This window comes from Adhaeribacter aquaticus DSM 16391, assembly GCF_000473365.1.
Taxonomy (GTDB): Bacteria; Bacteroidota; Bacteroidia; order Cytophagales; family Hymenobacteraceae; genus Adhaeribacter; species Adhaeribacter aquaticus.
The window spans coordinates 2,579,787-2,599,553 of sequence record NZ_KI421517.1 but is presented as its reverse complement, the minus strand read 5'-3'; the positions used below and the strand labels follow the sequence as shown (position 1 = coordinate 2,599,553).

Below are 19,767 nucleotides of genomic sequence, written 5' to 3'. Positions count from 1 at the left end.
TACATAACCATGAGATATAAGTTTACAGTTATTTTTTACACCTTTTTGATTACAGTTGCCTCGGTTGTAACCGGGCAAGCTCAATCGGAACGAAAGGCTAAGCGACTATTTGAAAGCTTTGATTACTCTTTAGCTATTGAAGAATACCAGAAAGTATTAACTAAAAAGGAGCCTACTGTAGAAATTGCTCAACAATTGGCAGAAGCTTACCGCTTAACCAGTCGTACCCAACAGGCCGAGAACTGGTATGCGCGGGTAATAAAATTCCCTAACCCGGAACCTGTTAATATTTTTAATTATGCCGAAATGTTACGGGCAAATGGTAAGTATGCTGAAGCCAGAACCCAGTATACCAATTATGCAGCTAAAGTGCCGGCCGATGCCGCTACTGCCAATGCATTAATTGAGGCTGTTGACAGAGCCCTGCAATGGTTGCAGAAGCCAGCTTCGGCTCAGGTAAATCTGGTAAAAGAATTAAATTCAGGCAATGCTGATTTTAGCCCTGCTTATTACAAAGATGGTATAATCTTTACCTCTGATAGAAGCACAGGTGAAAAAGACGAAAAAATTTATGGTTGGACAGGTCGCCCGTATTTAAAGCTTTTTTCCAGTACCAAAACCGGAGATACCACTTATAGCAGCCCGACTATACTTCCGCAAAGTATAAATGGCGAGTACCACAATGGACCTGCTATTTTGCCTGCCGACAATAACCGGATGTATTTTACCCGAACCAAACAAGTCCGGAAGAAAAGCAAATACGTTAATAACGATCCAACCAGTTGGGTAAGACCAGCGAATGCAAGTGATTTCATCAATAGATTAGAAATTTATTTTGCTGACCGCAAAGGAACGGAGTGGGAAAATTTAACGGCTTTCCCTTATAATAATGTAGAAGAATATTCAGTTGGTCACCCAACTTTGTCGCCAGATGAACAGTTGCTTTATTTTGCTTCTGATATGCCAGGAGGAAGTGGCGAGACAGACATTTATTATTGTGAAAAACAAAGTGATGGATCGTGGGGTAAGCCTGTAAATGCCGGACCAGTTATTAATACTGCTGGTAAGGAAGAGTTTCCTGCCTTTGGACCAGATGGTACGTTTTATTTTGCTTCTGACCGTCACCCTGGATTCGGTGGCCTGGATATATTTTCCGCTAAAGGTGCAAGAGCTAGCTGGACGAATGTAGCCAACATGTATGCGCCTTTAAACTCTTCTAAAGATGATTATGGTATTCTGATTGATTCAACCGGGAAAGCAGGCTTATTTTCTTCTAACCGGTCTAGTGATATTGGAACCGCCGATATTTTCTCGTTCCGTTTATTGCAAAAACCGGCAATTATTGCCGTTACGACTTTAGAACGTAAACAAGCTACTGTTAAAACCAAAGTTACCTTAGTACCGCTGCCAGAAGTTAGGTTAAAGTTAACCCGTCAGAACTTAACAGATTCTACTATTGCTTTATCTGATGTAAATGGAAAACACAATTTCTCTGTAACCAGAGGCTTTAACTATACGGTGGTTGGATCTAAGGAATTATTCTTAACCCAATCAAAAGTAGTGGCTGTAGATACCACTTCTCAATCAGATACTGTTCGGGTAGAGTTGATATTTGACCGGAGTGATTTAAATAAACCTATTGTTTTAGAAAACATTTATTTCGATTTAGACAAATATAATATTCGTCCGGATGCCGCTGCTGAATTAGATAAATTGGTTCAGGTATTGAAAGATAACCCTAGAATCAGAATTGAAATGGGCGCCCATTGTGATAGTCGGGAAGGTTTAGGATATAACCAAATATTATCAGAAAATCGGGCTAAAGCCACTGTAAATTATTTAGTATCGAAAGGAATTAGAAGAAACCGGTTAACTGCTAGAGGTTACGGAGAAACAAGACCGATCAACAGATGTACAGATGGGGTACAATGCTCAGAGGCTGAACACCAGATGAACCGGAGAACCGAATTTAGAATTATCGGTAGATAGGAACCTAATAACTATAAATAAAAAAAGGCTGCAACATTTGCAGCCTTTTTTTATGCCCTTACCCAGTCAGGAAATATGTTGTTATAATAACAGACTTTATAGAAGAAAAAATTAGTTCTGGTTAGCCTGCACATTAATCAAACAACCATTCTTAAAAAAGAAGAAGGAGCAGGAAAATAGGTAACTTCTCCAGATCAGGCACCATATTAATGTTTGGGGAAAGGAATGGCTAACAGGTGCTGGTAATTAAAGCTTTTTAGTTTGTATAAAATAAAAAGCCCTTGCCAATTAAGAGGCAAGGGTTTTTAGTTTACCAGTTACGCTGGCTAATGGGTAATATCAACTTATTACTTATTAGCTACGTTGTTGTTATACGCCGGATATTTCCGCATAATGCTAGTCACAATTGTTTGGATTTTTTCTTCGCTAATATTGGTGCTCTTAACTTCCGTTTCAGCTACCCCACGCCAAATCATTTCTTTTTTACGGGCATCTACAAAGTCAACTGTAACAGTTCCTTCTTTGTATTGCTGTGCGGTATTACCAAAAGGATAACCATAATAATAGCCAAATCCATATGGAGAGAAATTACGGTTCAACCGGGTTTCACTTGAGAAACCAACGTTATAAGCCACATAAATATCCGGATTCGAATTGGAGTAGGTTAACCCTTGGGCGCTTAATTGAGTTTGTAAAGCACGTTTCATTCTTTTGTCAAAGAAAGTATCATAGTGTACAGAATCAGTTTTACCCTTATTAGGGTTCGGATACCAGCTGTAGGTCTTTAAAGCCCTAAAGTTAGTGGCTGTATCATAGTCGGTGCTTACAAAAACTCCTGGAGCACAGGAGGCCAAGCCAAGTACCAATAAAGTTACTAATAAATATATTGAGCGTTTCATCTGTTTTATCTTTTAAGTACAACTATAATAGCAATTATCAGGCCAATTTAGAGTGTTGGTTTCTGTAAAAACTGCTATTTGTAATATGTATTATTTACGAATAAAACACTTGATTTGGATGCAATAGCAACCAGGTTGAATAAAAAAGAGGGTTTGGTAAATGATAAATTTACCAAACCCTTGGTGAATATTGTATATTTGAATTATGCTATTCTATCCCAGTTGCAGTTTGGGCTGTTTCAGGATGCTCATAAGCCTCAATTGGCGTGCAACTACAGATAAGGTTTCTGTCGCCGTAGGCATTATCTACCCGGCTTACAGCTGGCCAGAATTTGGCCTGACGGGCTGGTGCATACGGATATACGGCTTTCTCTCTGGAATAAGGCTTTTCCCAATTTTCAGCTAAGGCTATTTGGGCTGTATGCGGGGCATTTTTCAATACATTATTTTTTTGGTCAGCCCGTCCTTCTTCTATCTCCCGTATTTCTTCCCGAATTAAAATCATGGCGTCACAAAAACGGTCTAGTTCGGCTTTGGGCTCGCTTTCTGTTGGCTCTACCATTAATGTACCTGGTACCGGGAAAGAAACCGTAGGTGCATGGAAGCCATAATCCATTAGCCGCTTAGCAATATCTTCCACCTCTACGCCTGCTTTCTTAAAAGAACGGCAATCCAGAATCATTTCGTGGGCACAGTGGCCATTAGTACCGGTATATAAAATAGGGTAATGGGTCTGTAACCGGACCTTAATGTAATTGGCGTTCAGAATGGCAATCTTGGTTGCTTCCGTTAAACCTTCGCCGCCCATCATCGAAATATAGGCATAAGAGATAGGCAAAATACTGGCGCTACCCCAGGGAGCCGCCGAAACTGCCGAAATAGCTTGTTCGCTGCTGATAGGTACTACCGCATGACCCGGTAAAAAGGGTACCAAGTCTGCCACTACACCAATTGGGCCTACGCCAGGTCCGCCGCCACCGTGCGGGATGCAGAATGTTTTATGTAAGTTCAGGTGACAAACATCGGCGCCAATGGTAGCCGGACTGGTTAAACCAACCTGCGCATTCATGTTCGCCCCATCCATGTATACCCGACCACCGTGCTGGTGAATAATTTCGCAGATTTCGATAATGCTTTCTTCGTACACGCCGTGGGTGGACGGATAGGTTACCATCAGGCAAGATAAATCTTCTTTGTGCTCCTCGGCTTTGGCCTGTAAATCGGCGACATCAATATTACCGCTTTCATCACATTTTACCAACACAATCTTCATTCCGGCCATGGCTGCGCTAGCCGGGTTAGTCCCGTGTGCCGAAGTCGGAATCAAGGCTACATTCCGGTGGTGATTGCCTTGGGCTTCGTGATAGGCCCGAATCACCATCAAACCGGCATATTCGCCCTGGGCCCCGGAGTTTGGTTGTAAAGAAATACCAGCAAACCCGGTTACCTCACACAACCAGCCTTCCAGGTCTTTAAATATCTGCTGATAGCCTTGCGTCTGGTCTAGCGGTGCAAATGGATGTAAGCTACCTATTTCGGGCCAGGTAACCGGCATCATTTCGGCCGTGGAATTTAGTTTCATGGTGCAGGATCCTAGCGGAATCATGCCATGGGTCAACGAAAAGTCTTTATTTTCCAGGTACTTCATGTACCGTAAAATTTCACTTTCCGAATGGTAACTGTTAAATACGTCGTGCTCTAAATAAGTAGATTTACGAATCAGGCTATCTGGCCAGGTAATATTAGTTTCTCTTGGTAATTCTTCTAAATCAGCAACAGCAGTCTGCTTGTTCATTACCTTTGCAAAAACAGCCAGTACATCCTGCAGGTCCGCTAAATCAGTATTCTCATTAATAGAAACTCCAATAAAGTTATCCTCGAAATAACGCAGGTTTATTTCGGCTGCTTCTGCTTCCTGCCGGAAAGCGCTTTTCAATTCAGCACTTTCAACCCGGATTTTCAGCGTATCAAAATATTGTTTATTTACCTGCTCCAGGCCTAATTCCTGTAAACCTTGCTCCAGGAGCTGTGTAAGTAAATGAACATTTAAACCAATATATTTTAAACGGCGCGGACCATGATACACGGCATACATACCAGCAATTACCGACAGTAATACTTGGGCCGTACAGATATTTGAAGTCGCCTTCTCCCGGCGAATGTGTTGTTCCCGGGTTTGTAAAGCCATCCGGTAAGCTTTATTGCCATGCGCATCTACCGATTGCCCGATGATACGGCCCGGGATAGTACGTTTATAAGTTTCTTTGGTGGCAAAGTAGCCGGCATGCGGGCCACCATAACCCATAGGTACTCCAAAACGCTGACTGGAACCTACTGCTACATCAGCCCCCATTTCGCCGGGGGAGGTTAATAAAGTTAAGCTTAATAAATCAGCCGCAACCGCAACCAGCACATCCTGAGCATGCGCCTGACTAATAAAACCAGTGTAATCAAAGATTTCACCATCGGCAGCAGGATATTGCACCAGAGCTCCAAATAAATTAACATCAGCTAAATTTACCTCCTGGTGGTTGCCTATTACTAATTCTATTCCTACCGGAGTAGCCCGGCTTTTTAATACATCAATCGTTTGGGGTAAAACCTGCTCTGAAACAAAAAAGCTTTTTGCATTTTTGCGGGAGTTTTTCCGCTGGCTGTAAAGCATAGCCATGGCCTCAGCAGCAGCGGTTGCCTCATCCAGTAAAGAAGCATTGGCAATTTCCATTCCCGTCAAATCTATGATCATGGTTTGGTAATTAATAAGTGCTTCTAATCGGCCCTGAGCAATCTCGGCCTGGTAAGGTGTATAGGCCGTATACCACCCCGGATTCTCCAGAATATTACGTTGAATTACTGGTGGTAAAATAGTATCGTGATAACCTAAACCTATATAAGATTTATAGATTTTGTTTTGTTGGGCTATCTTCTTAAACTTCTTTAGAAAATCGCGCTCAGAAAGGGCACGTGGAATATTTAAAGGTTTTTTTAAGCGAATGGCTGCCGGTACCGTTTCGTCGATTAACTGATCTATAGATTCAGCACCAATGGCTTTCAGCATTTCCTGCATCTGATTTTTAACCGGGCCATTATGGCGTTCTTTAAAAATATCTGCAGGTTTGGTTTTAAATAACATATATGAGAAGCTAATATTTTAGATTGCTGCTAAAGCGGCTATAAATTTTAAACACAAAAATAAGGCGAATAATTTAGAAACTGAGGAGAAATTTATGGCGCGAGAAACAGAATTTACGATTGCTCAGAATTTGGTTATGCAGCTGTAAGTTATAGGCTAAACAGTACCAGAAGGCAAAGCCTTTTTTGATAAATAAACTAGGTTTATTATTACCCGGTTCTCTGAATACCAATGCTAAATTTCTGGTGAGGGGAAAAGGTATTTTTTGATTGTTTGGCCTCTTGTTGTTGTATTCAATAATGCCGTAAATTAACCTCCTGCCGCAATTGGTCAAGCCCATGCCGCATTTTCAGGATTATTCTAGGCACTCTTTATTTACTTCTCATTGAGTAGCTAGAGGCAAGGTACGCTCCAGTTACCAAATATATAAATTAGGTATTTAGGCGCCGTTAGTTAGAATTGTGCCAGGTCAAAATTTGCATATTGCTGAAGCATGGTGGATGCTAAGGCATGGGAGTGTCGAAGTTCCTCTCTGGCTAACAGTTTCCTACTGATTAAAAGTTATAAGCCAGTACATCCTGCCTTTCCTGCTTCTTATAAGAGGTCGTTTCGTAGTGCTGCCAGTTGCTGGAATAAATTTTTTTCTTGGTCCGTCAGGTTTTGAGGTAGTTGCAGGTTAAGCTTTATATATAAATCGCCAAAATTACCTTCCTGATTATAAACAGGAAACCCTTTTCCTTTTAAACGTAAGGTGGTTCCGTTTTGTGAACCAGGTTTCAGTTTGATTTTAACCTGACCGTTCAAGGTTTCTACTATTGTATCCCCGCCCAGGGCGGCTTTATACACCGGAACCAGTGCCTCTACATATACATCATGGCCCTGGCGGGTATACCTGGGGTGGGGCGGGATTCTAAAAGTTAGATATAAATCCCCGTTTTCTCCGCCATTCATACCTGGGCCTCCATTGCCCTTCAATCGGATGGTTTGTCCGTCTTCTACGCCGGGTTTAATAGTAATGCGTAAATTTTTGCCGTTTACCGTTATGGTTTTTTTGCCGCCGGTAAAGGCTTCTTCCAGAGGTAATGTTATATCAGCTCGTAAATCCTGCCCTTTAAACGAACTGGAATTTCTACGTCTGCCGCCTCTGCTACCAGCAGCAGCTCCCCCCATTTCCCCAAAGAAGGAGCTGAAGAAGTCAGAAAAGTCACTGTCATCGAAGTTGCTGCTATGGGTTTGATAGCCGCCTGCTCCGGAAGTACCCTGAGCGTATTGGCCCCAATTAAATCCGCCACCTGCTCCGGTTTGTTCATAGCGTTTCCAATCGGCGCCTAAAGCATCATATTTCTTACGTTTTTCGTCGTCGCCTAAAACTTCATGGGCTTCATTTAGTGCTTTAAATTTTTCCTCGGCTACTTTGTTGCCCGGATTTACATCCGGATGATATTTACGGGCCAGCTTCTTGTATTGCTTTTTAATTTCTTCTTTCGAAGCGGTTTTATCTACCTCGAGTACTTTGTAGTAATCTTTATATTCCACAGTATCGGTAAGTTTTCTTAAGGATAAGAATTGGATACTTATACGGCTATACGCTAAATCGAAGGTTTTCTTATAGGCAGAAGCCTGTGCTTTTAAGATGCGGGCTTCTGCCTATAAATATCTAACCCTGGCAGGTATACCAGATAGCGGGTTTACCTGGATATGGAAGTAGTATCGTCCGCTTCCGGAAGTTCTAAGGAATCGAGTGAAGCGCCTGCACCATCCACCATATCTTCTGTTACAGTATTGCCGGTTGTTTCGGCAGGCTCGGTATTAGAATTACAAGAGGTAAATATTAAAAATAAGGCAGTACAAGCCGGAATGATCATTTTAACGTAGTTTTTCATAGTTATATAGAATAAGTAGCATTAAATAATAACTATAAGTTATACGAGGAAAACGGAAATAAAGCAATTTGTTAGATCAGATAAAGGTAAGCTATGGAGTGTTATAAATATAAGGCAGATGAGAAAAGGCAAAAAAAAAGACCAGCTTTACAAAAGCTGGTCTTTTAAATATGAATTAGAAACTTATTTAGTAGCAGTAGAATCTACTAATCCATCTTTTACTGGTTGATCCTGGAGTACTGCTGTATCTCCTTCTGTAGGGGTAGTAGCAGCATCAAGTTCAGTTTCAGCAGCATCCGTTGTTTCTTCAACAGCATTTTCTGCGTTTTCTGCCTTTTTAGAATCACATGAAGCAAATGCAAAAGTTATGGTAGCAAGAGCTAAAAAGGTAAGTTTGGTTAAGTTTTTCATTATTTCCTGTTGTTAGATTTATTGTCTGTTTTAACTTAATCCAAATACTTGGAATAGGTAACCCATACAAGTAAGGATAAATGCAAGCGGATAAATAAGTTAAACAAGTGGAAGGCAGTATAATCTGTGATTGCCAGTCTAGCTATAAAAAATAAAGCCTTTGCTACCATACGTAACAAAGGCTTTATATAATCAAATCGGGATATCGCTATCCTGAAAAAACTAGTGAGCAGCAGGAGCAGCAGCGTCAGCAGGAGCAGCAGCGGCGTCAGCTGGAGCAGCAGCAGCAGTTGTGTCAACTGGAGCAGCAGTAGTGTCAGCTTCTGTAGCAGAAGCATCCATTGTAGTAGTTTCTTCAGTAGTAGTAGTTTCTTCAGCTTGTTTCTCACCGCAAGAAGCAAAAGTTAAAGAGATAGCAGCGAAAGCGAATAAAGCGATTTTAGATAAATTTTTCATTTTGGGTTTAATTAATTAGGGTTTTGTTTCTGATTTTGCTCTTAATACCGAAGCAGCAGGAAGGTAACCCCCGATTTTATAAATATTTATTAAATTTTTGATGGCGTGTTCCAAAGTGTTATAAATCAGTAATTTAAAATTTAAAATTTTTTGAAAATTTATTTAAAAAAGGCAGATAACTACCTTGGTCAATGGCTAAAACTTCTTTTTTATTTAATTTTCATACTTTCACAAATTCTAAATATATCTAGCTATGCTTAATGGCCGTAGTTTAAAATTAATCTGTTTATGTGCTGGTATTGGCTGGCTGCCTCATGCAAGTTTTGCGCAGCAACCCCTTACCAATGGTAAGTCTGTACAACAATTTATAGAGAAGGCTTACCCGGATTTGTTCAGGCTGTACCAGGATTTGCACCAGCATCCGGAATTATCTTTCCAGGAAATAAATACGGCAGCTAAAATAGCAGACCAGCTTAAGAGTTTGGGTTATACCGTCACAGAAAAAGTAGGCGGTAATGGGGTGGTAGGAGTTCTGAAAAATGGGAAAGGACCTACCGTTTTAATCCGGACAGATTTAGATGGGTTACCGGTTTTAGAAGAAACGGGCTTGCCTTATGCCAGTAAAGCATTGGGCAAAGCGGATGATGGAAAAGAAGTTCCGGTAATGCATGCTTGCGGGCACGATGTGCACATGACGGTTTTTACCGGGGTAGCCAGAACCCTGGCGCAGTTTAAAAATAACTGGCGAGGTACAGTGGTCTTGATTGGGCAACCAGCCGAAGAAAGGAGCGGCGGTGCCAAAGCCATGCTGAAAGAAGGACTGTTTACCAAATTTCCAAAGCCCGATTATGCGGTGGCGCTGCATAACCATGCGGCCTTAGCGGCCGGCACCGTTGGTTATACCGAGGGCAATATTATGGCCAATGTAGATGCTGTAGAAATTACGATAAAAGGAGTGGGTGGCCATGGGGCAGTGCCAGATAAAGCCAAGGATCCTATTGTTTTAGCCTCCCAGATTGTGTTGGCGCTGCAAACTATCGTAAGCCGTGAAATTTCGCCGTTGCAACCGGCCGTAGTTACAGTTGGTTCTTTCCACGGTGGGGCGTCTTATAATATTATTCCGGAAGAGGTAAAACTACAATTAACCCTGCGTTCTTACAGCGATGAAGTGCGTAACCTTACCATAGCCAGTATAAAACGGATTTGTGAGGGTATGGCTAAGGCAGCCGGAATGCCCGACAGCAGCATGCCGGTGGTAACGGTAAGAGATCAATTTAATCCGTTTACTTATAATGACATTACGCTTACCCGACGTATGGTTTCTTCTTTTAAGAAAGTATTAGGCTCTGGCAAGGTAGTGGATACGCCTCCCTCTATGGTGGGAGAAGATTTTGCTTTTTATGGCCGCACCGAACATAAGGTTCCGATTAGTTTGTTCTGGCTGGGTACTGCGGAGCCAAAAAAAGTAGCTGAAAGCAAGGAAAGCGGTACGGCATTACCTGGTCTGCACTCTGGTAAATTTGCGCCGGTACCCGAACCTACCATTAAAACGGGCGTGCTCACCATGGCCACGGCTGTTATGGATTTACTAAAAGAAAGATAAGAAAATAGCTGTTTATTTGTTATTGATATTTAATGAAAAAGCCTGCCAATTGGCAGGCTTTTTACCGTAAGAGCAGGAGACTAAGCTGCTCTCCGGTTTAATTGTAGCATCCTATTCTCACCCAATACGATGTACAATTTAATTATTAGTTATGCTTAGTAATCAGTGTTGTTTGGATCAAAGTTAGTCCAGCCAGCAGTCCAATCAGTAGAGCCAAAAGCACCTTTGTAAGAAACTTGCTCAAAGAATGGATCCATACCAGTGAAAGAAGCACCAGTTAATAAAGTGGAGCCAGCACCCGGTACAAAATTAGGACCTGTTTGCTTAAAGGCATCAGCAATGTTTAAACCTGCATAATCTGTTTGCGTGGAGTTGTTTTTGCCCATAGCATTAAACCAGGCGGCTACATCGTAAGTACTGCCGCTTTGTACTCTTAGCTGGTTATTAGCTGGTGTACCCGCAATTACTACGTTCTGCATTTTTAATGTACCGGCAGTAGCATTTGCCTGCGATCTGTCACCGTCTAATAATAATCCGGTTGGCCAGCCAGCAAATACTGAGTTATGTACCGAAATATTGCTGTTCCGGCGAATGTGCATAGCCCGGGCATAATTCGGATTAATAGAAGTAGTTGGTGTTGCTAAAGGACCGTAAAGCGTTACGTTAGAAAAAACAGCTGAAGTTAAAGGTGTGTTTGTGCTACCTTGGGCGTCGCCGTCAGACTCGAAACCATTTGAGCCAGAAGCATCGGCTACAGATGGGGCACTTTGGCCAACCAGGAACTGTAATTTACCAGAGTAGCCATTGTCAGTATCAAACATATCATCTACTGTTTTGTAAGCAATTAAATGTTTCGCGTTTACTGTACCGCCAAAGAATTCAAAAGCATCATCACCGCAGAAAGATACCTGTATGTAATCAATCGTAGTACCGGCACCAACACCGCCTAAAGTAAGACCATTAATTTCATTGTCTGGCTGGAAAGCTATACCCGGATATTCCAAACGTACATATTTTAATACACCTGAATTATCGTTTGCATCTGTTCCACCATATTCACGGTCTACACCGCCTTCAATTTTAGCAGTTGCACCTAAGTTAGTAGGCGCATTACCTAAGATAATAAGGCCACCCCAGTTACCAGCTGTACGCATAGTTTTAGGCTTGATAGAAGTAAATACAATAGGTTTAGCAGCAGTACCTTCTGCCATAATTTTGGCGCCTCTTTCAACAATTAAAGTACCGTTTGAAGTTTGGTCTCCTTTAATAATGGTTCCTGCCTCTATAGTTAAAGTAGCTGGTGCTTTTACATAAACAAAGCCATGTAGCATATATTTTTTAGAAGCAGCAAGCGTCACATTTTCATCAATGGAGCCTTTGATAACTTCTAATCCGGATGCGGCATCAGTAGTTATGGTGTAGCTTTTTTCTGCAGCCGGAGTGGTTTCATCATCGTCTTTACAGCTAAAGGTTGCAAAAGCTAACATGGCGATTACGGCCCAACTTTTTAAGTTTTTCATAATTAAAATAGTTACTCTGGTTTAATGGTTTGTTTTGTATGCGTTAAAATTTGTAAGAAATTCCAATGGTGCTGTAAGAGCCTCTGCGTACTGTTTGCACGGCCTCATCTACTTCGGTAATTTTGTTGTTGTAATCAGAATCCTGGATCAGGCGTATTTTTTGATTTAATATATCCTGGATACCACCTTTTAATTCGAAATGCTGGCCTAATGATTTAGTAAAGCTTAGGTCTATAATGTTGCGGGGCATTTCATAAATAGTTGGGTTTTGATAGCTACCGATTACAAAAATCCGCTTGCCTACTACGTTGTACAATAAGTTAAACTGAAGGCCTTTGGCATTGTCCTGGTAATAAATACCGGTATTAACAATGTAAGGTGACTGGCCGGTTAAGGCTCTGGTTTTCATTAATCCGTCTGCTTCGTCTTTAAATTCTACCTGACTCTTAATCAGGGAGGCGTTCAGTACCAGCGAGAGGTTTTGTATAAACTTAGAAGAAGAATAATTCAAAAGTGATTTCCGGATTTCAGTCTCCACACCGTAGTTACTGGCTCTGTCTGAATTCTGGAAGCTGATAGAGTTACCAATGTTGGTATTCTCGAAATAACGTTCAATGGAGTTTACAAAATACTTTCCAAATACACCAAATGATATAATTTCAGTAGGGTTTGGATAAAACTCGTAACGCAGGTCAGCATTGTAAATTTGGGCAGTTTTCAGGTTGGGGTTACCTTTAATTTCCCACAGGTTCTCGAAATCAAAATAAGTAAATGGTGCCAGTTCTCTAAATTCCGGACGATTTAAGCTGATGCTGGAGCCCAGGCGTAATAACGACCGTTGGTTAAAGTTGTAAGAAAGGTTAACCGATGGTAATATCCGGGTTACTGGCTTGTCTACATTAACAGTGGAGCGTAAACGTTGCACGTTGTGTTCTACCCGAACACCTCCCGAAGAAATAAAACGTTGTCCAATTGGTAACACGCCCGATATAAAACCGGCTAAATATTGATTAGTTGCTTTATAAGTATCAGATGGGTTGGTTCCTTCGGTAATGGTCCAGCCGTTGGTAGTATTAATGTTTTCTACAGCAAATACCTGATCTAAAGGCAGTGCCGTAATGCTGGTGTTAAATTCAGATGGCGATGCCGGGCTGTAAGAAAAGTAACGGGCAGAAAAGTCGCGGTTCTTTTGCTCCGCGTAAAAGCCTGCTTTAATAGTTGGGGAATTACCGGTAAGGGAATCATTAGCTACAAATTTGTGCTCTATCTGGCCATTAAGGGCTATATTGCTCTCCGTTAGCTTCGAGTAAAAGCGACCGGCATCAGCTAAACTAGGCGTAAATTTGTAGGCTACTAAAAATGGATCATCGGTTCCAGTAGGGCGTTGGGTTCTTACCCGGCGATAATCCGGCTCATTCCGGTTGGTGTAGGCGTAGCTACCAGTCCAGGTAAGGGTAGTTTTTTCGTTTGGTAAGCTGTGAGTGCCTTGTAACTGGCTGGAGTACATGCTGCGGCTTTCGTAGCGCAACGAATAGTTGCGTTGGTCTAAGCCGTTAAAGGTCTCCACCCCGGTACGGTTTAAGATTTGGCTGGTTCCTAACTGGTTAAACAGGTTCCGAAACTCAATCCGGTTGTTGTTATTAATGCGGGCTGACCAGTTGTGTACTACACCCAGGCGAACATTAGAACTAGATAAATCATCAATGTAATCGAATTGTTTATCGCTGCGTTGTACATCCGGGTTAAAATTCTGGTATTTGGTACGGGTACCGCTAGTGTGCAAACGGGTATTGCTGTACGAAATAGCTGTAATGTTGCTGAAATCAATATTTTTAAAATCAAACCTTCTGTTTATACCTAAAGAAAGTCGTAAATCCGGTAGGGCTTTGGTTTGATTTATGTTCCAGGAATTTGGTAAAGTACGGGCCAGATTTACAATTTGGCTCGTGGTGCCACTATTAATATTTTTTGGAAAGGAACCTGGTAAGGTACGGGTACCATCGTCAAAACCAAGCATATCAGTTTTGCCTACATTATTGGAATTAAAATTTTGCAGGGTGGTATTGCCACGGTAAGAAGTGGAAACGCCTAAGGTGGTACTATTTTCGTTAACTAAATTTTTAGTATAAACTTTTATTACGCCGCCACCAAAATCACCGGGCAGTTCCGGAGAACCAGATTTATAAATCATTATCCGGTCAATTACACTGGTAGGTAATAAATCAAAAGAGAAAGACTTAACATCAACTTCGGTACTGGGCGTAAAGGCATCGTTCAGCATTACCGTATTATACCGCTCGGCCATCCCCCGGATTACAATGTATTTGTCGTTCATCACGGTTACGCCGGGTATCCGCTTCACGGTTTCAGCAGCATCACGATCTAATGATCGGGTAATTTGTTCCGAAGACATACCACTTACCACCACATTGCTCCTTTTAATATCAGAGATAAGGGCTATTTCGGTATTGGTTTGTTTAGCGCCTACCACCGTTACTGCTTCCAGGGCATTAGAAGATTCTTCCAGCGTTACATTCAGATTAGTTTTCTGACCAGGCTGTATTTTTACATTATCTATGTTCTGCGTTTTGTAAGCTACATAGGTTACGGCTACTTTATAAGTGCCTGCATCCAATGTCAGGTTATAATTCCCGTCTACATCGGTTACGGTACCTTTGCCGGTGCCGGTAATGGCAATGGTGGCACCAATAATAGCTTCACCGGTGGTTTTGTCTTTTATTTTACCGGAAAGTGTGCCTTGTTGGGCAAAAGCGAGAGAAGAAGTACTAAGAAGGGTGAGTAAAAATACTAAAAATTTCATCTAATAATTATTGTTTAGTCTCGCTGCAAAAGTAGACGTACCACTTTATTTCAAGATTAACGCAGTGTTATTTAATGGTTAACAAAGCCCTCGGTTTGTTAAGGTTATGTTAAGCTTATTGCCTAAAATTTTATAAGTACCGTGAAAAAGCTTATAAAAGTGCTATTTTGGGTTTACCAGGTAACCTGGAACTTGATAGATTTAACTCGTACAACAGCTTTAAGCAGCAAAAACTATGAAAGCTTTATTATTAATAGATATTCAAAACGATTTCATTCCGGGGGGCTCCTTAGCCGTGCCGGAAGGTGATCAGATTATTTCGGTCGTAAACCAGATTCAACCTCAATTTGATTTAGTAGTAGCTACCCAAGACTGGCACCCGGCTAACCATAAAAGTTTTGCTTCTAACCACGCCGGTAAGCAGGTATTTGAGCAGATAGAACTACAGGGGTTAGCGCAGGTGTTGTGGCCTGACCATTGTGAACAAGGTTCGGCCGGGGCAGAATTTTCGCCGGATCTGGACATGACCAAAGTAGAAGCCATTTTTAGAAAAGGAACCGACCCCGAAATAGACAGTTATAGTGGCTTTTATGATAACGGCCGCTTAAAGTCTACTGGCTTAGCCGATTATTTGCGGGGTAAGGGAATAACGGATGTTTACCTGGTTGGTTTAGCTGGTGATTATTGTGTGTATTACTCAGCCAAAGATGCCTTGCAGGAAGGTTTTAACACCTATTTGATCGAAGACGGCATCCGGGCTATTAACGCCGATGATTTTGCTAAAGTAAAAGAAGATATACAGCAGCGGGGAGGGCAAATCCTGCAAAGTACTGCCTTGTAATGCCTCTGTTCCGGTTCTACTATTCTGATCCGGAAATCATAAATAATACTGCAGGTACTCCTTTAGTAATTTAATTCCATTGCTTTTCTTTTAAAATCAAGCTTGCCATAAATACCATAAAGCCCTAGAACGATTCATATGAATCAGGAAACCAAAAGGAATTACCAGCTTAACCGGGATAAATTTTTAAAAGAAGTAAGCGAAACCTCTTTATGGGACTTTGTGGTAATTGGCGGGGGCGCCACCGGGCTAGGAGTAGCCTTAGATGCGGCCTCGCGTGGTTTTAAAACCTTACTTTTAGAACAACATGATTTTGCTAAAGGTACTTCCAGCCGGAGCACCAAACTGGTACACGGGGGCGTGCGTTATCTGGCACAAGGAAATATACGCTTGGTTTTGGAAGCTCTCCGGGAGCGAGGACGTTTGCAACGCAATGCCCCGCACCTGGTGCAAGAGCAGTCTTTTGTAATTCCCTGCTATACTATTCTTGACAAGCTATTCTACGGCCTGGGCTTAAAGATGTATGATTGGTTGGCGGGGAGTTACCGCTTTCCGAAAACAGCCTGGCTCTCCCCAAGCCAGGTGCTAAAGTTATTGCCTACCATTAAAGGAATAAAGCTGCAAGGCGGTATCGAGTATTTCGACGGCCAATTCGATGATGCCCGGCTGGCCATTAACCTGGCGCAAACATGTGCGGAACAAGGTGGTACCCTCCTGAATTATATAAAAGTTACCAGTCTATTGAAGGATGAAGCGGGGAAAGTGTCCGGGGTAAAAGCTTTAGATGTAGAAAGCAACCAGGTATTTAGTTTGAAGAGTAAAGTAATCATAAATGCTACCGGGGTATTTGTAAATGAAATCATGCAGCTGGATACACCCGGAGCTGCTCCATTGGTCAGGTACAGCCAGGGGGTGCACCTGGTACTGGATAAAACATTTCTGCCTGGTGCAAGCGCCCTAATGATTCCGAAGACGCCTGATGGGCGAGTATTGTTTGCGGTGCCCTGGCACGAACACCTATTGGTTGGTACCACCGATACACCTATAGAAGAAAATAACCTGGAACCAATTGCGTTAGATGCCGAAATCAAATTCATTCTGGAAACAGCGGGACAATACCTGGTCCGGAAACCAACTCGCAGCAATGTTTTGAGTGTTTTTGCCGGGTTGCGGCCTTTGGCAGTACCAAATCACCATAGCAACAGTACCAAAGAAATTTCCCGAAGCCATAAATTAGTAGTTACCAGTTCAGGACTTATTACCATTACTGGTGGCAAATGGACAACATACCGGCAGATGGCCGAAGATACGGTAACTGCGGCACTTCTAGCTGGTGGTCTGCCCGCCCAAAAATGTGTTACCGCTGGTCTTAAAATTCATGGTTCCGGTAAATTGGCAGCGGATAACGATCCGTTGAAAATTTATGGCAGTGATGCTCCTGAAATCCGGAAACTGGCAGAAAAAGAACTTGGGCTTGGACAAAAATTACACGAAAAATTTCCTTATATTATAGCCGAAGTAATCTGGGTAATCCGGTACGAAATGGCCCGAACAGTCGAAGATGTGTTGGCCCGCCGGCTACGGCTTTTGTTTTTAGATGCCAGAGCTGCCATGGCGGTAGCCCCAAAGGTAGCCCGGATTTTAGCGGCCGAGCTGGGGCATGATGCAGATTGGATTCAAAAACAAGAGCGGGAATTTGCTCAGGTAGCCAATAATTACCGGTTAACCCCGGAAAGGTTTACCATATCCGATTCTTACTAAACCAGTTGTTCTGCAAAATTTAAGTTATGGCAAAATACATCCTTGCTTTAGATCAGGGTACCACCAGTTCGCGGGCTATTGTCTTTAACCAAAAAGGAGGCATGGTTTCGTTGGGGCAAAAAGAGTTTACACAAATTTACCCGGAGCCGGGTTGGGTAGAACATGATCCGAACGAAATCTGGTCGACGCAAGTGGGAGTAGCTACCGAGGCTGTTTTAAAAGCCGGTTTAGGAGCTGCCGATATTGCCGCTATTGGAATAACCAATCAGCGCGAAACTACTGTGGTCTGGGATCGGCAAACGGGACAGTCGGTTTATAATGCTATTGTCTGGCAAGACCGGCGTACCGCTGATTACTGCAACCACCTGAAAGACCAAGGGGTAGAAAAAAAAGTCCGGCAGAAAACAGGCTTAGTGCTGGATGCTTATTTCTCGGCTACCAAAGTAAAATGGATTTTAGATAACGTACCCGGTGCCCGGGCCAATGCCGAAGCCGGCAAGTTGGCCTTTGGTACAATTGATTCCTGGCTTATCTGGAATTTAACCAAAGGCCAGGTGCATGTAACGGATGTAACTAATGCTTCGCGCACCTTATTGTTCAATATTACTACCCTGACCTGGGACGATGAATTACTCCGTTTATTTGGGATACCAGCTAGTCTATTACCGGAAGTGAAATCGTCTAGTGAAATAATAGGGCATACGGCTAATACGCTTTTTGCTACCCAAATTCCTATTGCGGGTATAGCCGGTGATCAACAGGCGGCGTTGTTCGGGCAAATGTGTACTAAGCCTGGTATGGTAAAGAATACCTACGGCACGGGCTGCTTTATGCTGCTTAATATTGGCGAGAAACCTATCTTATCCTCCAATAATTTAGTAACTACGGTGGCTTGGAAAATAAAAGACCAGGTGCATTATGCCTTGGAGGGCAGCATTTTTATAGCCGGAGCAGTCGTGCAATGGCTCCGCGATGGCTTGGGGATCATTTCCAGTTCGGCAGAAGTAGAAGAATTGGCCCGTAAAGTAGCGGGTAGCGAAGGTGTTTATTTAGTGCCGGCCTTTGCCGGTTTAGGCGCTCCGCATTGGGATCAATATGCCCGCGGCACTATTGTCGGCATGACCCGCGGTACTTCTGCTGCCCATATTGCCCGTGCGGCCTTGGAAAGCATTGCCTATCAAACCCTGGAAGTGTTAAAAGCTATGGAGGCGGATGCAAATATTACCATAGATGAGTTACGGGTAGATGGCGGTGCTACGGTAAATAACTTATTAATGCAATTTCAGGCAGATATTTTAGGTGCCCGGGTAGTACGGCCGGAAGTAACGGAAGTAACTGCCCTTGGTGCGGCTTACTTAGCTGGGCTGGCAGTTGATTTTTGGCCTTCCATAAATGCTATTCAGGAGCAATGGCAAATAAATCAACGCTATGAACCAACAACTTCTTTCAATTCCGATATTTTATTAAAAGGCTGGTACCGGGCAATTAAAGCAGTAAAGGCTTGGGCCGAAACAGAAAAAGAATTTCAAACTGAAAACACCGTAACTAAAGCTGAAGAATTATGACGCCATTCGCTGCCGAATTAATTGGAACCATGTTTTTAATTCTGTTGGGAAATGGAGTAGTAGCGAATGTGGTATTAAAGAGTACTAAAGGCTGCAACAGCGGCTGGATGGTCATAACTACTGGCTGGGCGCTATCGGTTTTTGCCGGGGTAGTCATTGCCGCGCCTTACAGCGGCGCACATCTAAATCCGGTGGTTACCCTGGCTTTGGCTATAACCGGTAAATTCAATTGGGACCAGGTTGGTCTGTTTATCCTGGCGCAATTATTAGGCGCTATGTTGGGAGCCTTTCTGGTTTGGCTGCTTTATAAACCGCACTTTGACTCCACCGAAGATTCTTTGTCGCAATTAGCAGTATTTAGCACCGGACCGGCCATCCGGCATCCGGTTTCCAATTTATTCAGCGAAGCAGTAGGAACCTTTGTGCTCATTTTTGTAATTTTTTCCTTTACCAATCCCGAAATAGGAAATGAAAAAACGCCTATTGGTATGGGCGCTTTGGGAGCTTTACCGGTAGCCTTTCTGGTTTGGGGCATTGGCTTATCACTGGGTGGTACTACCGGCTATGCTATTAATCCCGCCCGCGATTTAGGTCCGCGTTTGATGCATACCTTGCTGCCGCTAAAAAATAAATGCTCCAGCGATTGGCAGTATGCCTGGATTCCTATTCTGGGTCCTGTTTTAGGTGCCTCAGCTGCTGCGTTGCTTTATATGGTATTACAGAAGTAGGAAAGCAACAGCGAAAGGGTTAAGATAAAAGTTCTGATTTTTTAAAAAGCAATATTTAAAAGCAAAATAATCTTCAATAAAAAAGCCGGTAATTGCTCACTGCAACTACCGGCTTTTAAGTATAGAATATATTTGAAAGTAGAACTAGTGTAATAGG

General features: G+C 42.6%; 14 protein-coding genes. 6 read left to right on the top strand and 8 right to left on the bottom strand.

Annotated elements, in window-relative coordinates; all coding sequences use genetic code 11:
- Nucleotides 1-9: 9 nt before the first annotated feature.
- Entirely contained in the window at nucleotides 10-1,989 is a 1,980-nt protein-coding gene (locus ADHAQ_RS0113530) for an OmpA family protein (RefSeq protein ID WP_051359917.1), read from the top strand.
- Between the two features lie 347 nt (nucleotides 1,990-2,336).
- Here ADHAQ_RS0113530 and ADHAQ_RS0113525 read toward each other — a convergent pair whose 3' ends face one another.
- From ADHAQ_RS0113525 to ADHAQ_RS25675, 6 genes are all read right to left on the bottom strand, one after another.
- Entirely contained in the window at nucleotides 2,337-2,888 is a 552-nt protein-coding gene (locus tag ADHAQ_RS0113525) for a DUF4136 domain-containing protein (protein WP_026463389.1), read from the bottom strand.
- Nucleotides 2,889-3,096: 208 nt separating this feature from the next.
- Complete coding sequence (gene gcvP, locus ADHAQ_RS0113520; protein ID WP_026463388.1) at nucleotides 3,097-6,021, bottom strand: aminomethyl-transferring glycine dehydrogenase; 2,925 nt, start codon at nucleotides 6,019-6,021, stop codon at nucleotides 3,097-3,099.
- Nucleotides 6,022-6,615: 594 nt separating this feature from the next.
- Nucleotides 6,616-7,557 carry a J domain-containing protein gene (locus ADHAQ_RS0113510; RefSeq protein WP_026463386.1) on the bottom strand — a complete coding sequence of 314 codons (942 nt, stop codon included), beginning with the start codon at nucleotides 7,555-7,557 and terminating at the stop codon, nucleotides 6,616-6,618.
- A gap of 152 nt (nucleotides 7,558-7,709) precedes the next feature.
- Nucleotides 7,710-7,904 (bottom strand): hypothetical protein, encoded by a 195-nt coding sequence (locus ADHAQ_RS0113505; protein WP_026463385.1) that lies wholly within the window; start codon nucleotides 7,902-7,904, stop codon nucleotides 7,710-7,712.
- Between the two features lie 183 nt (nucleotides 7,905-8,087).
- Nucleotides 8,088-8,315, bottom strand: coding sequence for a hypothetical protein (locus tag ADHAQ_RS0113500; protein WP_026463384.1), 228 nt, complete (start codon nucleotides 8,313-8,315; stop codon nucleotides 8,088-8,090).
- Between the two features lie 222 nt (nucleotides 8,316-8,537).
- Nucleotides 8,538-8,771 carry a hypothetical protein gene (locus ADHAQ_RS25675; protein ID WP_051359916.1) on the bottom strand — a complete coding sequence of 78 codons (234 nt, stop codon included), beginning with the start codon at nucleotides 8,769-8,771 and terminating at the stop codon, nucleotides 8,538-8,540.
- Nucleotides 8,772-9,024: 253 nt separating this feature from the next.
- Between ADHAQ_RS25675 and ADHAQ_RS0113485 the strand changes: the two genes are divergently transcribed.
- Nucleotides 9,025-10,374 (top strand): amidohydrolase, encoded by a 1,350-nt coding sequence (locus ADHAQ_RS0113485; protein ID WP_051359915.1) that lies wholly within the window; start codon nucleotides 9,025-9,027, stop codon nucleotides 10,372-10,374.
- Between the two features lie 155 nt (nucleotides 10,375-10,529).
- Here ADHAQ_RS0113485 and ADHAQ_RS0113480 read toward each other — a convergent pair whose 3' ends face one another.
- Together ADHAQ_RS0113480 and ADHAQ_RS0113475 are read right to left on the bottom strand one after the other, a co-directional pair.
- On the bottom strand, nucleotides 10,530-11,894 hold the full coding sequence (locus ADHAQ_RS0113480; protein ID WP_026463381.1) for a hypothetical protein: 1,365 nt from the start codon (nucleotides 11,892-11,894) through the stop codon (nucleotides 10,530-10,532).
- 43 nt (nucleotides 11,895-11,937) lie between these two features.
- Entirely contained in the window at nucleotides 11,938-14,715 is a 2,778-nt protein-coding gene (locus ADHAQ_RS0113475) for a TonB-dependent receptor (RefSeq protein WP_026463380.1), read from the bottom strand.
- 235 nt (nucleotides 14,716-14,950) lie between these two features.
- On the opposite strand from ADHAQ_RS0113475, the gene pncA reads away from it, so the two are divergent.
- The 4 genes from pncA to ADHAQ_RS0113455 all read left to right on the top strand — a co-directional run bounded on the left by pncA (nucleotide 14,951) and on the right by ADHAQ_RS0113455 (nucleotide 19,610).
- The gene (gene pncA / locus ADHAQ_RS0113470; RefSeq protein WP_026463379.1) at nucleotides 14,951-15,556 is read left to right on the top strand and encodes a bifunctional nicotinamidase/pyrazinamidase; all 606 of its coding nucleotides are present in this window, start codon (nucleotides 14,951-14,953) and stop codon (nucleotides 15,554-15,556) included.
- 138 nt (nucleotides 15,557-15,694) lie between these two features.
- Complete coding sequence (locus ADHAQ_RS25670) at nucleotides 15,695-17,317, top strand: glycerol-3-phosphate dehydrogenase/oxidase (protein WP_051359914.1); 1,623 nt, start codon at nucleotides 15,695-15,697, stop codon at nucleotides 17,315-17,317.
- Between the two features lie 26 nt (nucleotides 17,318-17,343).
- A complete protein-coding gene (gene glpK, locus ADHAQ_RS0113460) occupies nucleotides 17,344-18,882 on the top strand; it encodes a glycerol kinase GlpK (protein WP_026463378.1) in 1,539 nt (512 codons plus the stop codon).
- Nucleotides 18,879-19,610 carry an MIP/aquaporin family protein gene (locus ADHAQ_RS0113455; RefSeq protein ID WP_026463377.1) on the top strand — a complete coding sequence of 244 codons (732 nt, stop codon included), beginning with the start codon at nucleotides 18,879-18,881 and terminating at the stop codon, nucleotides 19,608-19,610. Before glpK ends, ADHAQ_RS0113455 begins: the two co-directional genes overlap by 4 nt.
- Nucleotides 19,611-19,767: the final 157 nt, after the last annotated feature.

What these genes read in the sequence shown, in the direction of transcription:
- ADHAQ_RS0113530 (WP_051359917.1), top strand. Translation starts at nt 10, where the DNA reads ATGAGATATAAGTTTACAGTTATTTTTTACACCTTTTTGATTACAGTT.
- ADHAQ_RS0113525 (WP_026463389.1), bottom strand. Translation starts at nt 2,888, where the DNA reads ATGAAACGCTCAATATATTTATTAGTAACTTTATTGGTACTTGGCTTG.
- gcvP (WP_026463388.1), bottom strand. Translation starts at nt 6,021, where the DNA reads ATGTTATTTAAAACCAAACCTGCAGATATTTTTAAAGAACGCCATAAT.
- ADHAQ_RS0113505 (WP_026463385.1), bottom strand. Translation starts at nt 7,904, where the DNA reads ATGAAAAACTACGTTAAAATGATCATTCCGGCTTGTACTGCCTTATTT.
- ADHAQ_RS0113500 (WP_026463384.1), bottom strand. Translation starts at nt 8,315, where the DNA reads ATGAAAAACTTAACCAAACTTACCTTTTTAGCTCTTGCTACCATAACT.
- ADHAQ_RS25675 (WP_051359916.1), bottom strand. Translation starts at nt 8,771, where the DNA reads ATGAAAAATTTATCTAAAATCGCTTTATTCGCTTTCGCTGCTATCTCT.
- ADHAQ_RS0113485 (WP_051359915.1), top strand. Translation starts at nt 9,025, where the DNA reads ATGCTTAATGGCCGTAGTTTAAAATTAATCTGTTTATGTGCTGGTATT.
- ADHAQ_RS0113480 (WP_026463381.1), bottom strand. Translation starts at nt 11,894, where the DNA reads ATGAAAAACTTAAAAAGTTGGGCCGTAATCGCCATGTTAGCTTTTGCA.
- ADHAQ_RS0113475 (WP_026463380.1), bottom strand. Translation starts at nt 14,715, where the DNA reads ATGAAATTTTTAGTATTTTTACTCACCCTTCTTAGTACTTCTTCTCTC.
- pncA (WP_026463379.1), top strand. Translation starts at nt 14,951, where the DNA reads ATGAAAGCTTTATTATTAATAGATATTCAAAACGATTTCATTCCGGGG.
- ADHAQ_RS25670 (WP_051359914.1), top strand. Translation starts at nt 15,695, where the DNA reads ATGAATCAGGAAACCAAAAGGAATTACCAGCTTAACCGGGATAAATTT.
- glpK (WP_026463378.1), top strand. Translation starts at nt 17,344, where the DNA reads ATGGCAAAATACATCCTTGCTTTAGATCAGGGTACCACCAGTTCGCGG.
- ADHAQ_RS0113455 (WP_026463377.1), top strand. Translation starts at nt 18,879, where the DNA reads ATGACGCCATTCGCTGCCGAATTAATTGGAACCATGTTTTTAATTCTG.